Annotated in this window: 12 protein-coding genes and 1 pseudogene; 3 read left to right on the top strand and 10 right to left on the bottom strand. The window is 71.0% G+C overall.

Annotated elements, in window-relative coordinates:
* From CCN35_RS17170 to CCN35_RS17155, 3 genes are all read left to right on the top strand, one after another.
* A partial coding sequence (locus CCN35_RS17170) for a ribonucleoside-diphosphate reductase subunit alpha (protein ID WP_086793382.1) occupies nt 1-1,562 on the top strand: 1,562 nt, incomplete at its 5' end.
* Complete coding sequence (locus CCN35_RS17165) at nt 1,562-2,590, top strand: ribonucleotide-diphosphate reductase subunit beta (protein ID WP_067391552.1); 1,029 nt, start codon at nt 1,562-1,564, stop codon at nt 2,588-2,590. The genes CCN35_RS17170 and CCN35_RS17165, both read left to right, overlap by 1 nt.
* Nucleotides 2,591-2,910: 320 nt before the next feature.
* A complete protein-coding gene (locus tag CCN35_RS17155) occupies nt 2,911-3,876 on the top strand; it encodes a helix-turn-helix domain-containing protein (protein ID WP_086793384.1) in 966 nt (321 codons plus the stop codon).
* A 21-nt stretch (nt 3,877-3,897) separates the two neighbouring features.
* On the opposite strand, the gene CCN35_RS17150 is transcribed toward CCN35_RS17155, so the two are convergent.
* From CCN35_RS17150 to CCN35_RS17105, 10 genes and pseudogenes are all read right to left on the bottom strand, one after another.
* Entirely contained in the window at nt 3,898-5,271 is a 1,374-nt protein-coding gene (locus CCN35_RS17150) for a bifunctional albaflavenone monooxygenase/terpene synthase (RefSeq protein WP_067391558.1), read from the bottom strand.
* The gene (gene cyc1 / locus CCN35_RS17145) at nt 5,268-6,359 is read right to left on the bottom strand and encodes an epi-isozizaene synthase (protein WP_086793380.1); all 1,092 of its coding nucleotides are present in this window, start codon (nt 6,357-6,359) and stop codon (nt 5,268-5,270) included. The genes CCN35_RS17150 and cyc1 overlap by 4 nt, the downstream gene beginning before the upstream one ends.
* 316 nt (nt 6,360-6,675) lie before the next feature.
* Nucleotides 6,676-7,326 (bottom strand): peptide deformylase, encoded by a 651-nt coding sequence (gene def / locus CCN35_RS17140; RefSeq protein WP_067391565.1) that lies wholly within the window; start codon nt 7,324-7,326, stop codon nt 6,676-6,678.
* A 61-nt stretch (nt 7,327-7,387) separates the two neighbouring features.
* Nucleotides 7,388-8,368: a tetratricopeptide repeat protein gene (locus CCN35_RS17135; RefSeq protein WP_067391569.1), complete on the bottom strand. Its 981-nt coding sequence runs from the start codon at nt 8,366-8,368 to the stop codon at nt 7,388-7,390.
* Between the two features lie 105 nt (nt 8,369-8,473).
* Nucleotides 8,474-9,706: an HD-GYP domain-containing protein gene (locus CCN35_RS17130; protein WP_067391572.1), complete on the bottom strand. Its 1,233-nt coding sequence runs from the start codon at nt 9,704-9,706 to the stop codon at nt 8,474-8,476.
* A complete protein-coding gene (locus CCN35_RS17125; RefSeq protein WP_067391576.1) occupies nt 9,703-11,022 on the bottom strand; it encodes an HD-GYP domain-containing protein in 1,320 nt (439 codons plus the stop codon). Before CCN35_RS17125 ends, CCN35_RS17130 begins: the two co-directional genes overlap by 4 nt.
* Before the next feature lie 247 nt (nt 11,023-11,269).
* Nucleotides 11,270-11,560 (bottom strand): annotated as a pseudogene (rsrA, locus tag CCN35_RS17120) (mycothiol system anti-sigma-R factor); the annotation flags it as partial.
* Complete coding sequence (locus tag CCN35_RS17115; RefSeq protein ID WP_067391579.1) at nt 11,557-12,252, bottom strand: sigma-70 family RNA polymerase sigma factor; 696 nt, start codon at nt 12,250-12,252, stop codon at nt 11,557-11,559. The gene CCN35_RS17115 and the pseudogene rsrA, both read right to left, overlap by 4 nt.
* 256 nt (nt 12,253-12,508) lie before the next feature.
* A complete protein-coding gene (locus tag CCN35_RS17110) occupies nt 12,509-13,168 on the bottom strand; it encodes an alpha/beta hydrolase family protein (RefSeq protein WP_067391582.1) in 660 nt (219 codons plus the stop codon).
* A gap of 236 nt (nt 13,169-13,404) precedes the next feature.
* The gene (locus CCN35_RS17105; protein WP_086793378.1) at nt 13,405-14,244 is read right to left on the bottom strand and encodes an SOS response-associated peptidase; all 840 of its coding nucleotides are present in this window, start codon (nt 14,242-14,244) and stop codon (nt 13,405-13,407) included.
* Nucleotides 14,245-14,525 lie beyond the last annotated feature (281 nt).

The raw sequence follows: 14,525 nt of genomic DNA, 5'->3' as shown, positions 1-14,525 counted from the left end.
CCGCCGTGAACCAGGGCGGCCGGCGCAAGGGCGCGGCGGCGGTCTACCTGGAGACCTGGCACGCGGACATCGAGGAGTTCCTGGAGCTGCGGGACAACACCGGCGACGACGCCCGCCGCACGCACAATCTGAACCTCGCGCACTGGGTTCCCGACGAGTTCATGCGCCGGGTGGAGGCCGACGAGCAGTGGTCGCTGTTCTCCCCCTCCGACGTGCCGGAGCTGACCGATCTGTGGGGCGAGGAGTTCGACGCCGCGTACCGGGCCGCGGAGGCCAAAGGGCTGGCGAAGAAGACACTGCCGGCCCGCGAGCTGTACGGCCGCATGATGCGCACCCTCGCGCAGACCGGCAACGGCTGGATGACCTTCAAGGACACCGCCAACCGCACCGCCAACCAGACGGCCGAGCCCGGCCATGTCGTCCACTCCTCCAATCTCTGCACGGAGATCCTGGAGGTCACGGACGACGGAGAGACCGCGGTCTGCAACCTGGGGTCGGTCAATCTGAGCGCGTTCGTGCGCGACGGGGACGGCACGGGCGGCGGGGAGCTCGACTGGGAACGGCTGGACGAGACGGTCCGCACCGCCGTCACGTTCCTCGACCGCGTGATCGACATCAACTTCTACCCGACCGAGCAGGCACGCCGGTCCAACGCCCGGTGGCGCCCGGTGGGCCTGGGCGTCATGGGCCTGCAGGACGTGTTCTTCAAGCTGCGGCTGCCCTTCGACTCCCCGGAGGCGAAGGACCTGTCCACCCGGATCGCCGAACGGATCATGCTCGCCGCGTACGAGACCTCCGTCGCGCTCGCCGAGCGCCCCCAAGCACCTACGACAGGCTCCGGTGCAGGGGGGACCCCCATCGGTCCCCTTCCCGCCTGGGAGAAGACCCGTACGGCCCGGGGGGTGCTGCACCCCGACCACTACGACGTCGAGTTCACCTGGCCCGAGCGCTGGGCGGCCCTGCGCGAGCGCGTCGCGGCGGCCGGCATGCGCAACGCGCTGCTGCTCGCCATCGCCCCGACCGCGACCATCGCCTCGATCGCGGGCGTGTACGAGTGCATCGAGCCGCAGGTCTCCAACCTGTTCAAGCGCGAGACGCTGTCCGGGGAGTTCCTCCAGGTCAACTCCTATCTGGTGGCCGACCTGAAGAGGCTCGGCGTCTGGGACGCCCGGACCCGGGAGGCGCTGCGCGAGGCGGGCGGCTCGGTGCAGGGCCTGACCTGGATCCCCGAGGACGTACGGAGGCTGTACCGCACGGCGTGGGAGATCCCGCAGCGCGCCCTGATCGACATGGCGGCCGCCCGCACCCCGTTCCTGGACCAGTCGCAGTCCCTGAACCTGTTCATGGAGACGCCGACCATCGGCAAGCTCTCCTCGATGTACGCGTACGCGTGGAAGCAGGGCCTGAAGACGACGTACTACCTGCGTTCCCGCCCGGCCACCCGGATCGCCCCCGCGGCCCGGGCCCAGCGCCCCACCACCGCTCCCGCACCGCGGGCGACCGCACCGGACGCCGTCGCCTGTTCCCTGGAGAACCCCGAGTCCTGCGAGGCCTGCCAGTGATGTCCACCCGTCCCCCGGCCGACCGCCCCCAGAACCTGCTCGACCCCGGCTTCGAGCTGACCCTTCGTCCGATGCGCTACCCCGACTTCTACGAGCGCTACCGGGCCGCCATCAAGAACACCTGGACCGTGGAGGAGGTCGACCTCCACTCGGACGTCCCCGACCTCGCGAAGCTGACACCGGGCGAGCACCACCTCATCAGCCGGCTGGTCGCGTTCTTCGCCACCGGCGACTCGATCGTCGCCAACAACCTGGTGCTGACCCTCTACAAGCACATCAACTCCCCCGAGGCGCGGCTGTATCTGAGCAGGCAGCTCTTCGAGGAGGCGGTGCACGTCCAGTTCTATCTGACGCTGCTGGACACCTATCTCCCCGACCCGGACGACCGCGCCGCCGCCTTCGCGGCCATCGAGAACATCCCCTCCATCCGCGAGAAGGCCGAGTTCTGCTTCACGTGGATGGACTCGGTGGAGGAGCTGGACCGTCTGGAGACGAAGGCGGACCGCCGTCGCTTCCTGCTCAATCTGATCTGCTTCGCCGCGTGCATCGAGGGTCTGTTCTTCTACGGCGCCTTCGCCTATGTGTACTGGTTCCGCAGCCGGGGCCTGCTGCACGGGCTGGCCACCGGCACCAACTGGGTGTTCCGGGACGAGACGATGCACATGTCGTTCGCCTTCGACGTGGTGGACACCGTCCGCAAGGAGGAGCCGGATCTCTTCGACGACGCCCTGCAGCAGCAGGTCACCGACATGCTGAAGGAGGCGGTCGGGGCCGAGCTGCAGTTCGCGCGCGATCTGTGCGGCGACGGCCTGCCGGGGATGAACACCGAGTCCATGCGGCAGTACCTGGAGTGCGTCGCCGACCAGCGTCTGACCCGTCTCGGCTTCGCCCCGGTGTACGGCTCGGACAACCCCTTCTCCTTCATGGAGCTCCAGGGCGTTCAGGAGCTGACCAACTTCTTCGAACGGCGTCCGTCGGCGTACCAGGTGGCGGTGGAGGGCACCGTCGACCTGGACGAGGACTTCTGAGCGGCGCGCCTCTCCCCGGGGGCCCGGGGGTCCCGGTCCTTCCGGGACCCCCGCCTCTTTCGGATCCCCTGGTCCTTTAAGGGCGTCCGGCCCTCCTGGGCCCGCCTGAGCCGGCGGTCGACACGGAGGTCGTGGGCGGCACCGATCGCCGCGGGCAGGACCATGAGGACCAGAAGCCCGAGGACGACGAGCAGGTCGATGAGGCCTTGCATCTGTGTTGTGTGCATGGACACCACTGTCGCGCCGGGCGCCGCCTTCCGTGAGTGGCAGGACTGCCGTACGCCTTCAAATTCCTGCCACTGCCGCGGCACACTGACGGCATGCTGAAGAACGTGGCCGCCGTCCTGCTGGACGAGGCGCATCCCTTCGAACTCGGCGTCGTCTGCGAGGTCTTCGGGCTCGACCGCAGCGACGAGGGGCTGCCGGTGTACGACTTCGCGGTCGTCTCCGCGGAAGGGACGTCGCTGCGCACCCATGTCCCCGGCCTCACGCTCTCGACGCCGTACGGCCTGGAGCGGCTGGAGGAGGCGGATCTGATCGTGGTGCCGGCCTCGGACGCGGCCCCCGCCTGCGACTTCCCGCCCGCGCTGCTCGACGCGCTCAACCGGGCCGTGGACCGCGGGACGCGGGTGCTCAGCGTCTGCTCGGGCGTCTTCGTGCTGGGCGCCGCCGGGCTGCTGGACGGGCGGCGCTGCGCGGTGCACTGGCGGCATGCGAAGGAGCTGGCGCGGCGCTTCCCCCGGGCACGCGTCGAGCCGGACGTGCTGTACGTGGACGAGGACCCGGTGATCACCTCGGCCGGGACCGCGGCCGGTATCGACGCCTGTCTGCACATCGTGCGCAAGGAGCAGGGTCCCCAGGTCGCCAACCGGATCGCCCGGCGGATGGTGGTGCCTCCGCACCGGGACGGCGGGCAGGCGCAGTACATCGAGCGGCCCCTGCCCGCGTCCCCCTGCGACACGGTCGGCGAGGTGCTGGCCTGGATGGAGGAGCATCTCGACCAGGAGATCACCGTCGAGCAGCTCGCGGCCCGCGCGCACATGTCCCCGCGGACCTTCGCCCGCCGCTTCCAGCAGGAGACCGGCACGACCCCGTACCGCTGGCTCCTGCGTCAACGTGTGCTGCTGGCACAGGAGTTGCTGGAAGCGACGGACGAGACGATGGATGCGATCGCGAGCCGGACGGGGTTCGGGACGGCGGCGGCGCTGCGGCACCAGTTCGTCCGCACGCTGGGCACCACCCCGAACGCCTACCGGCGCACGTTCAGGGGCCCGCGGGCCGCCTGAACGCACATGGTCCCGCCCGCGTCACCTCGGCACCGGCCGCACCAGCAGCTTCCGCGGGCGCAGGGTGATGCCGATCTGCGGGGAGGCGTCCGACCCGGCGACCCGCTCCAGACGGAACCGTGTCGCCACCTCCGCCGCGAAGAGGGTCAGCAGCGCCATGGAGAAGTGGTCGGCGGGGCACTTCCGGTTGCCCACGCTGAAGGGGACCATGGCGTATTTCGGCACTTCCTTGGCCCGCTCCGGAAGCCAGCGGTCGGGATCGAACGTCAGGTGGTCCGCGTACGAGCGCGGATCGCGCTGGATGGCGTACGGGCTGTAGATGATGTCCGCCCCGGCCGGAATGCGCCATCCGCCGAGTTCCGTGTCGGTGACCGCCCGCCGCGTCAAAACCCATACGGATGGCCGTAAACGCATCGTCTCCACGACGACGTTGTTGGTGTGCGTGAGACTGCGGACGTCGCCGAATGTCACGGGTTTGCCGCCCGTCACGGATTCAACTTCCGCGTGGATCCGCTCCGCGTGTTCCGGGTGATTCACGAGCGTATGGAGCAGCCACATGATCGTGGCGCCCACCGATTCACCGCCGGCGGTGAGTATCGCGACCACCTGGTCGTGGATCTCCTGCTCCCCGATGGGCTCGCCGTCGTCGTCCTTCGCCGCCAGCAATATCGTCAGCAAATCGTCCGGTTTTCGCCCCGACGCCCGCCGTTCGGCGATGACCTCGTCGACGAGAAGATGCATATCGGCCAATGCCCGGTTGAATGCGCGATTGGCCGGAAGCGGCAGCCGGTACAGCGGCCCGAGCGGCAGGACCATCCTCCGGTAGGTGCCGCGGAAGACGGTGGTGAGCGCTCCGCACAGCCGCTCGGCCCATGCGTCCGTGTACTGGCCGCTCAGCAGGCAGCGGGCCGCGGTGCGCACGGCGACCCGGAAGGCCTCCACGGTGCAGTCGACCGGCCGGCCGGTGCTCCAGCGCTCGGTCAGCGCATGCACCTCCTCCTCCATGACCGGGCCGTATCCGGGGATGGCGTCGAGCCGGAAGGCGGGCTGGATGGTGCGGCGCTGGCGGCGGTGCAGGGCGCCGTTGGAGGTGGCCACGCCCTCCTTGCCGAGCAGTTCCTCCAGGGACTCCCACAGCGGGCCGGAGATGATGTAGTCGGGGCTGAGGGCCACCGCTCCGGTGAGGGCGGGGGTGGTGACGGCGTACACCGTCTTGGGACCGAGCCTGAGGCGGACGACGTCGCCGTGGTCGCGCAGCCGGCTCATGAAGGCCAGGGGGTCGCGGACCAGGGCCGGGCCGTGGCCGAGAAGCGGTACCGCCCCCGCGGCCAGCGGCGGCTCCTGCGCTTCTGCGGAATTCTGCCGGTGTCGGGGGTTCGCCGATTCGACGGTCATTTCTCACCTGCCGCTTCATCGCTGACGTACGGGGGCGTGGACCGGTCTTCCCAGCTGTCGACCATGTACCGGCCGGACTCGTGATGGAACCAGTAGACGGAACTGAACCAGTTCCGCATGTTGCCGATGCAGTCCCGTACGGCGGCACTCAATTCCTTTCCCCGCACCGTGCCGTCCGCGAGGCCGTCGGCGAAACGTAATCCCTCCTGTTCGGCGACAAGAAACTCGGAAATGCAGTCCTCGATGCGCCGGCGGATTTCCTTCATCGCCTCCTCGAGGGTCAGCCCCTCATGCCTGATGAGACTGATCCCGAGATTGTGCACCTCGTTGCCCGCCAATTCCTTGGGCAGCGAGCACAGGTCGTTGTACCACGCGGCGAATTCCTGGCTGAGCAGTGCCGGGCGCCGATAGGCGGGGTTCTTCCTGACCGCGTCCGGGAGTTCGCAGCCGGCGCTCGGCTCCAGCAGATCGGTCCAGATCCAGTGCGCGAAGGTGAGCCGGCGCAGGGCGAGGTACTCCTCGACCGTGGGCACCACGCCCTCGGTGCGGTTGTGGAACTCCTGGTCGTACGCCTCGATCACCGCGTGGAAGTGCCGGGCGAACCGGGCGTTCCAGGCCGGTGACAGGAACGAGTAGAGACGCAGCACGCTGTCCGCGAAGCCCGCGACCAGGGTGTCCCGGTGGTGCAGATGCTCCCGGGGGGAGTCCAGAGCCGTGTGCAGCGCACTGCGCAGTCGCCGCCAGGCGGCGGACCGGCCGTGGACGATGTCGCGGTCGTGGCGGTCGTCCCAGACGAAGAACCACGTGCTGTAGTCCGCTATCGCCTGGAGCACCTCGTCGGGGGCGCCGATGTAGTACCCCGCCATGAGATCGGTGTAGCGCAGGCCGTCGATGTGTTCCTCGACCTTGTCGGCCGGCATGAGCCGCTTTTGCAGCAGCCAACTGCGGGTCCTCTCCTGGAGCTGAGGCCAATAGGTGTGCAGTTGCCGGGGAAAAGCGGCCTCGATCACCGGGAGAGCGAGTCGGGGCGGTACGGCGACCGCCTTGTGTATGGATGTCGCGGTGGTGCTGTTCGGGAAAGCTGGCACGGACAACCCCTCTCAGCCACTGGTGGCGTACACCCCTTCCGTTGGTGCCGAGCGCACGCCGTTGCGTATCCCCCTACCCCGATTCAGCACCGCAACTGACCGTTCTGGGAACGGATTTGACTTGCCTTCCATTCCGGGATGCCGCGAATATCCCCTTGTGTGACCGATTATGAGGACGAGAAGCGCACAAAGGATCGAATGGCCAACGCGTCTGCACGGCCTGTGCGACGGCATACGAACGGCGCCCGGCCGGCTTTTCCTGCCGGCCGGGCGCCGTTCGGACGGATCGTTCCCGTCCCGGCTGCCGCGGGAGGTGTCAGTCGTTGGGGACGATGGGGTAGCGCGGCTCGTTCTCGGCCATCTGCCGCAGCGCCTCCTTGCGCTCGCGCTTGGAGAGCCGGTCGATGTAGAGGTGGCCGTAGAGGTGATCGGTCTCGTGCTGCAGGCACCGCGCGAAGTACCCGGTGCCGCGCACCTTGATCGGGTTGCCCCGCTCGTCCTGGCCGATCACCTCGGCGTAGTCCGGACGGGCGAGCGACGCATAGGCGGTGGGCACGGACAGACAGCCCTCGTTGCTGTCGTCCAGACGGCGGCGGTCGGCGGGCAGCTCGACCAGCTTGGGGTTGCAGACGACACCGACGTGCCGGACGCCCTCGTCGTCGGGGCAGTCGTAGACGAAGACCTTCAGGTCCACCCCGATCTGGTTGGCGGCCAGGCCCACGCCCTCGGCGGTGCGCTGGCTGGCGAACATGTCCGCGATCAGCTGCTGGAGCTCCTCGCCGAAGTCGGTGACGTCCTTGCACTCCCTGTGCAGCACCGGGTTGCCGACGACCGTGATGGGCCGGGAGGTGCCTCGCTCGCGCCAGGCCGTCTCGCGCTCCTCGCAGTTCTCCGTGTCGATGACATACCCCTCGTCGTCGACGGGGAGCACGCCCGCGTGCTGCTGATCGGTGTCCTGCTGCGCCATGACCGCCCTGTGCCTGCCTTCCTGAAACGACTGATGCTGTTCAAGAGTACGGTGACCGTGCTCAGCAGACCTCTTCCAGGTCCCGCCAGTCCCGGGAGTCCGGGCTGTCGGCGACCCATCCGTCCAGCAGCCCCCTCACCAGCGAGGCGGGCGCGGCCACCCCGCACTCCCGCTCCGGCACCCACAGATGTCCGTCGGTGCGGTGGCCGAGGGGGCCGGGCTGCCCCGGTTCGCTGTGGTCGTGCGGATCGAGGTGCTCGCCGTCGCCCTCGTCGGCCGGCATCCGCGACTCCGAGCACATCCGGCACAGCAGCCGTACGGAGGACGACCAGTCCTCGGCGGCGAAGCCGGCGTCGGCGGCCAGCTGCTCCAGGGCGTCCCGGTCGGCCTCGGTGGCCGCCTCGATGAGGACCACCCAGGTGGGCACGGGCGAGGGCGCCCACAGTTCGATCTCGTCGAAGACGGGGTAGGTGTCGCCGGCCGCGGTGGTCCGCTCGCCGTGGGGCACGCCGTCGTGCAGCACGACCTCGCCCCAGCGCCGCCCCGAGGAGGGCAGCGGAATGGACAGCACCTCGATCCGGGCCGGGTCCAGGCGGCGGCCCCAGACCACCTCGGCCTCGCCCTCCGGCGACAGCCGCACGGCCGCGCTGCCCAGCTCCATGCCCACCGGCTCCCCGGCGGCGGCCGTGCCTCCGGGCACCTTCAGGCCGTACGCCTGCCAGGCCCGCCGGGCCAGCGGCCAGTCCTGCAGGGCGGTGGCGGCGATGCCGACGTTCCACCAGTCGGGCGCCCCGGTCTCCTTCTCCAGCAGGGCCACGGCCCGCAGCCCCGCCGCCCTGGCCTGCTCCCAGTCGTGGCGGAACTTGTGCAGCAGGGCGAGGTTGAACCAGGACTCGGACAGCCAGGGCTCCAGGTCGGCGGCGCGCGTCAGCAGCCGGCCCGCGTCCTCGTACCGCCCGTCGCCGATCAGGGTGAACGCGCGGTCGGTGGCCTGCCGCCAGGAGGCGGAGGGCCGGTGCCGTGCCTTGCCGAAGATCCTCACGATTCCCGCCTGCCAGTTCCGTTCAGTGGGCTGGCCTCTGCCCCCGGACACCCTCTTTCCCGCATCCAACCATGTGCGGCTGGAAGGGCGCTCCTTACCCGTGGGTTACCCCACGGGGGGCGACGCCGGACCGTCGCGTGAGAGTACACGGGCCAGCGCCTCCACCACATCGGGGGCGTGCTCGGCTGCCAGCCGCAGCTCCTCCAGGGCCTTGAGGGAGCCGCCGGGACCCGCGCCGTGCACCTTCTCCTCGTAGGCGTTGACGGTCCGCACGATCCGTGCGGGCAGCGGCTGTTCCGGGCAGGGGTCGGCCTGGCGCTCCACCACGACCGCGACCCGTGCGTCGACCCCGGTCTGCCGGACGACGGCCCCGCCGAGCAGCGCGATGCGCCGCTGCTGCTCGGCGGGCAGGCCGGCGGTGGCGCCCGCGGGAACCGGGTCGACCAGGCTGAGCTGGCCGATGTCGTGCATGAGCGCCGCGTGCTCCAGCACGGTCAGCTCCGGCTCCGTCATCCCCAGCTCCCGGCCCACGGCCCGGCTGAGCGCGGCCACGCGCCGGGCGTGTCCCGGCGGGGTGTACCCGGCGACCTCGGTGGCCCGGGCCAGGGAGGCGATGGTCTGGCGGTAGGTGCTCCGCACGGCCGCGTACCGTCTCAGGGACAGCTGGGTGAGCAGCAACGGCAGCGAGAACACGGGCAGCGCCCACAGCCCGGCCACGGCGACCGCGAGGGCCATGACCGCGCCGGTCGCGCACACCGCCGAGCCGATCCCGAGCAGCCCGCGCAGCTCCTCGCGCAGCAGCGGGCCGAACGGCCACCCGGTGCGGCAGTGCGCCGACACGGCGGACAGCACGGCGCCGCACAGCGCGGTGAGCACCAGCAGCGCGAGCAGCAGCAGGGCGTAGGCCGGGCCGATCCAGTCCCGGAACACCCCCGCGCCGTAGAGCGGTTGGAAGCAGACGGCCGCGAAGGCGACGGTGAGGATCCGCCGGGTCAGATGGTCGAGGGCCTGCTCCTCCCCGCGTGCGAGGCGCGGCACGCTGCCGAGCAGGCACGCCCCGAGCACCACGGCGACGGTCTGGAAGACGCCGTGGTGACTGGCCCGCCCGGCGTCCTCGCCCAGCAGGGCGTACGACAGCGCTCCGGCGGCGCCCAGGGGCGCGGCCTCCCGGGCGTCGGTGCCGCTCCACCGCGCGAGCTCGCCGACCAGCACGAGCACCCCGAAGGCGAGGGCGGCCCCGCGCTCCTGCACACCGGTCCACAGGGTGACGCCGAGGGACAGCAGGGCGACAAGGGCGGCCGAGCCACGGATGAGGACCAGCAGCACGGACCGGCTCATCGGCGTGCTTCCTCACGGCCGGACGCGGACGACAGCGGCGGGGAGGAGGAGGCGGCGGCGGACGCCCCGTCCTCGGCCGTGACCGCCGGGTGCCAGCCGTACCGGTCCAAGGCCCGCGCCAGCGCCGCGACCATCCGCGGGTCGAACTGGGCACCGGCGCAGCGTTTCAGCTCCTCCAGGGCGGCGTCGACCGGGCGGGCCCGCCGGTAGGAGCGGGTGGAGGTCATCGCGTCGAAGGCGTCCGCGACGGCCACCACCCGCGCGGACTCGGGGATCTGGGTGCCCCTCAGCCCGTACGGATAGCCGCTGCCGTCCAGGCGTTCGTGGTGGTGCAGGATCGCCGAGCGGGCCTCGCCGAGGAAGGAGATGCCGCGCACCATCTCGTGCCCGTACTCGGGGTGCAGCTCGATCACCCGGCGCTCCTCGGGGGTCAGCGGCCCGTCCTTGCGCAGCAGCCGGGTGGGCACGCCCAGCTTTCCCACGTCGTGCAGGATGCCGGCGAACCGCAGCACCTCGACGCGCTCGTCGTCCATGCCGAGCTCGCGCGCGATCATCATGGAGGCCCGGCCGACCCGCTCGCTGTGCCCGCGCGTGTACCCGTCCTTGAGGTCGACGGCCTGCACCAGCGCGCGGATGGTGGACTGGTGGGCGGCCCGCTCCCGGTGGTACTGGGCGTACGCCCACCACGACACGCACATCGGCAGCAGCACCAGCAGCGCGGCGACCGGGCCGTAGGGGCTGCACCACAGCACGGCCATCATCAGTCCCGCGAGTCCGTGCACCCCGATCGGCGCCAGCGAGCGGGTGAACATCCCCGGCCACGCCCGATGCACCGGCATGCGCTCGGCGAGCCCGCGGATTCCGCCGTCCAGTGCCGTCAGCACCAGGCAGAAGGCGAGCACGGCGGCCCCGGCGGGGACGAGGGCGTAGGGGAAGTCGGAGGCGACGACGGCCTCCCGGCCGCCCAGTGCCCGGTGCGCCCGGGAGGCGGCCCCCACCGCGAGGACGAGCTGGGCGGCCTGCCAGATCCGGCGCAGCGCCTCGGGCCGCTGCCCGGCACGGGCGAGCAGGACCCCCGGCAGGGGAACCAGCGCGGCGGCGGCCGGCGGCAGCAGGAAGGCCGCCGCCAGCAGGACCGGGTAGAAGGGGCCGGCAAGGGTGCGCCGGGCGAAGTACCGGCAGCCGGCGTACACCACGGCGAGCAGGGCGACCGTCCACCAGGGGGTCCGGGTCACCGACAGCGGCAGCAGGCAGACCAGGGCCGCGAGAACCACACAGGCGACATACGCGCGGGCCCGCGGTGGAACCGCCTCCATGACGCTCCTCCCCGGTCACGCCTGTCCACGCTGGGAGCGTAGGGCGGGCAGGGGGGAGGTCACGGGGCAAAGCCCCGTGGATTAGCACGTTCGGGTGAACACCTGGGCGGATGTCCCGGGATGTGGGGTCAGGAGGTCAGGACTCCTGCGGAGCCGGCGGTGTCGTCCCCGGCTTCGCCGGCTTCGCCGTCGGCGCCGATGCCGTCTGTGTCGTCGGTTTCGCCGATGCCGTTTTCGTCGACGCCGTCGGTGCCGCGGTCACGTCGCCCTCGGGAACCAACTGGCCGGAGCGGATCAGCTCGATCCTCCCCATGACCTTGGCACGCAGGTCGGCGGGGACCTCGTCATGTCCGCAGCACCGCTTGACCAGCTTCTTCACGGCCTGCTCCAGGCCGTACTTCTCAAGGCACGGCGAGCATTCCTCGAAGTGGTGCTCGAACTTGGTGCGATCGACTTCCGGCATCTCACTGTCGAGGAACTCGTAGAGATGCTCGAGTACCTCACTGCAGTCCGTCTCGTGCGGCTCTCCGCAGCTCATGAGCCCGAGCCTTTCGCTTCGTTCGACTCTCCGACACCGGCCGGGACCAGTCCGCGCTCACGGGCGTAGTCCTCGAGCATGCCGCGCAGCTGGCGGCGCCCCCGGTGCAGCCGGGACATCACCGTACCGATGGGTGTCCCCATGATGTCCGCGATCTCCTTGTAGGCAAAGCCCTCCACATCCGCGAGGTAGACGGCGATGCGGAACTCCTCGGGGATCGCCTGCAGCGCCTCCTTCACGTCCGAGTCGGGCAGGTGGTCCAGCGCCTGCGACTCGGCGGAGCGCAGTCCCGTCGACATGTGCGACTCGGCCCGCGCCAGCTGCCAGTCCTCGATCTCCTCGGCCGCGCTGCGCTGGGGCTCGCGCTGCTTCTTGCGGTAGGAGTTGATGAACGTGTTGGTGAGGATCCGGTACAGCCACGCCTTGAGGTTGGTGCCCTCGCGGAACTGGTGGAAGGACCCGTACGCCTTGGCGTAGGTCTCCTGCACCAGGTCCTCGGCGTCGGCCGGGTTGCGCGTCATGCGCAGCGCGGCCGAGTACATCTGGTCGAGGAACTCGAGCGCGTCCCGCTCGAAGCGCGCATTGCGCTCGGCACTCGATTCCGCGGACGCCTCCACGCGCGCGTCCCGGCCCTCGGGCTGCTCCGCCTGGCCGTTGTCGGCCCCTGCGTCGGTACCGGGAACCGGACCCACCTCCTCAAGCGACGTCGCGGGACCGATGACGGCCCCACTCGAATCGGAGGATAGACGACGATCCGGTCCACCCGCCGCCCGAACGGGGACGGTCCCGGCAGCATGCAGCACCGTCCAGTCCAGGGCGGCACGACTGCTGCGACTCGGGCAGAAGGTCGAACCCATGGGGCGGACTTCCTCTCCTCTGGCACGGCTGCCGGTGACCGGCACTTCCGTCCGCCTCAACAGCGCCCGGGGACCGGACATTCCCGGGAGGTCACCCGAGTGACGCGATCCACTGGGCGACGCCCCCGGTGACGATCTCCAGCGCCTGCTCCTGCGTGATGTCCGCCCGCTTCGGGACGGCGAAGCCGTGATCGGCGCGGGGCACCTCGACGAGTTCGTACGGCCCCGGCGGGAACTCCCCGGGCCTGCCGAACGCGTCGTTGCCGCCCTGCACGACGAGGGTGGGCAGTCCGGATGCGAGCAGCTCCTCCGCACGGGACTTCTCCGGCCTGCCCGGCGGGTGCAGCGGAAAACCGAGCGCCAGGACGGCGTGCGCGCCCAGCCCGGCCGCGGTGCGGCAGGCGACGCGCGCGCCCGCGCTGCGCCCGCCGGAGATCACCGGCAGTCCGGGCGCGGTGAGCGCCGGCCAGAGCCCGCGCCAGCCGGTGTCCAGGGTCTTCGGCGCGGGCGCGACCTTCTTTCCGGCCACCCGCCAGGGCTGCTCGACGAGCGCGACGGTCACACCGTGCCCGGGGAGGGTCCGGGCCAGCGCCTGCAGGTCGCGGGCCTCGATGCCGCCGCCGGCGCCGTGCCCCACGGCGAGGACGAGCCGCGCGTCCTTCGCCCGGTGCCAGGTGATGCGGGCCCGGCCCGCATCCGTCTCGACCGTCTCGACCGCCCCGGCGCTCTTCGCGCCCTCGGTCTCTTCCACCCCTGGTGCTCTTTCCGTGTTCACGGTGCTCCCGGTGTTCCCGGTGTTCTCGCTCACGCCCACCAAAGGCCTCCGGGAACGGCCCCGCTCCGGCCGGGGGCGGACGACGTCGCCCGCACGGCGAGATGCGCCGGCTGCCGTGCGGCATGAGGGTCGCGCACGCATGACTCCTTGTTCCTCGCCTGCCCGGACGGCCCGGGCAGGAGCCCTCCCGCTGCGGCCGGAAGAGGCCCGCGTCAGAAGAGTGTGCCCTCCTCCGGGGCGGGCAGCTCCCTGAGCAGCTCCGGGCCGTTGTTGCGGACACTGCTCACGGCCGTCGAGACGGGATAGGCGCGCATCAGACCGGGCGGCGGGGGCTCCAGCAGGGCGCGCAGGCCGTCCACGTCCGTACGGGTCGGATCCAGCCAGGCGTCCCACCGGTCGGGGGTCAGCATCAGCGGCATCCGGGGATGGATGTCGTACAGCGAGCGCGGCCCCTCGGCCGGGGCGACCGCCAGCGGGGTCCGCTCGGCCTCCGTGGTGATCACCGCGCAGGTCACCCACCAGGCCTGCGGGTGGTCGTCGGGCAGCGTACGGTCCCGCCAGAACTCGTAGAGCCCCGCCATCGCGAGCACCGAGCCGTCCGCCGGGGTGACGAAGTACGGCTGCTTGCGGGGCCGCTTGCGCTTGCCCTCGACCTCCAGCTCGCGCTCCTGGGGGCCGGTGACCCACTCGTAGTAGCCGTCGGCGGGCAGGATGCAGCGCCGGGAGGCGAAGGCACGGCGGTACGACGGCTTCTCGTGCACGGTCTCCGCACGTGCGTTGATCATCCGGGCGGCGCCCTCGGGGGACTTAGCCCAGGAGGGGACGAGCCCCCACCGCAGCTTCCGCAGCTGCCGGACCGGACGCCCCGCGGCGGAGGGACCGGCCGCCGCGGCGTCGGCGCCCTTCAGGGGGCGGTCCAGGACGACGGGGACCTCCTTGGTCGGGGCCACGTTGTAGTCGGGTGTCAGGACCTCCTCCGGATCCCATTTCTCGATCCCGAAGATTTTCGCGAGATCCTCGGCCCCACGACTCGCTGCATACCGTCCGCACATACGTGCAACACTGCCAGGCCCACCCGTCACCCGACCACCACCCCACAACGACGGCGCTGCGCGCCGACTCTTATCGATCGACCCGTCACCCGACCACCACCCCACAACGACGGCGCTGCGCGCCGACTCTTATCGATCGACCCGTCACCCGACCACCGCCCCACAACGACAGCGCTGCGCGCCGACTCTTATCGATCGACCCGTCACCCGACCACCACCCCGCAACGACAGCGCTGCGCGCCGACTCTTATCGATCGACCCGTCACCGTCTTACTGATCGA

The sequence above is a fragment of the Streptomyces thermovulgaris genome, from assembly GCF_002155915.1.
In the GTDB taxonomy this organism is placed as follows: domain Bacteria; phylum Actinomycetota; class Actinomycetes; order Streptomycetales; family Streptomycetaceae; genus Streptomyces; species Streptomyces thermovulgaris.
This window is presented reverse-complemented; position numbering and strand designations above follow the sequence as displayed.

What these genes read in the sequence shown, in the direction of transcription:
- CCN35_RS17165 (WP_067391552.1), top strand. Translation starts at nt 1,562, where the DNA reads ATGTCCACCCGTCCCCCGGCCGACCGCCCCCAGAACCTGCTCGACCCC.
- CCN35_RS17155 (WP_086793384.1), top strand. Translation starts at nt 2,911, where the DNA reads ATGCTGAAGAACGTGGCCGCCGTCCTGCTGGACGAGGCGCATCCCTTC.
- CCN35_RS17150 (WP_067391558.1), bottom strand. Translation starts at nt 5,271, where the DNA reads ATGACCGTCGAATCGGCGAACCCCCGACACCGGCAGAATTCCGCAGAA.
- def (WP_067391565.1), bottom strand. Translation starts at nt 7,326, where the DNA reads ATGGCGCAGCAGGACACCGATCAGCAGCACGCGGGCGTGCTCCCCGTC.
- CCN35_RS17130 (WP_067391572.1), bottom strand. Translation starts at nt 9,706, where the DNA reads ATGAGCCGGTCCGTGCTGCTGGTCCTCATCCGTGGCTCGGCCGCCCTT.
- CCN35_RS17125 (WP_067391576.1), bottom strand. Translation starts at nt 11,022, where the DNA reads ATGGAGGCGGTTCCACCGCGGGCCCGCGCGTATGTCGCCTGTGTGGTT.
- CCN35_RS17105 (WP_086793378.1), bottom strand. Translation starts at nt 14,244, where the DNA reads ATGTGCGGACGGTATGCAGCGAGTCGTGGGGCCGAGGATCTCGCGAAA.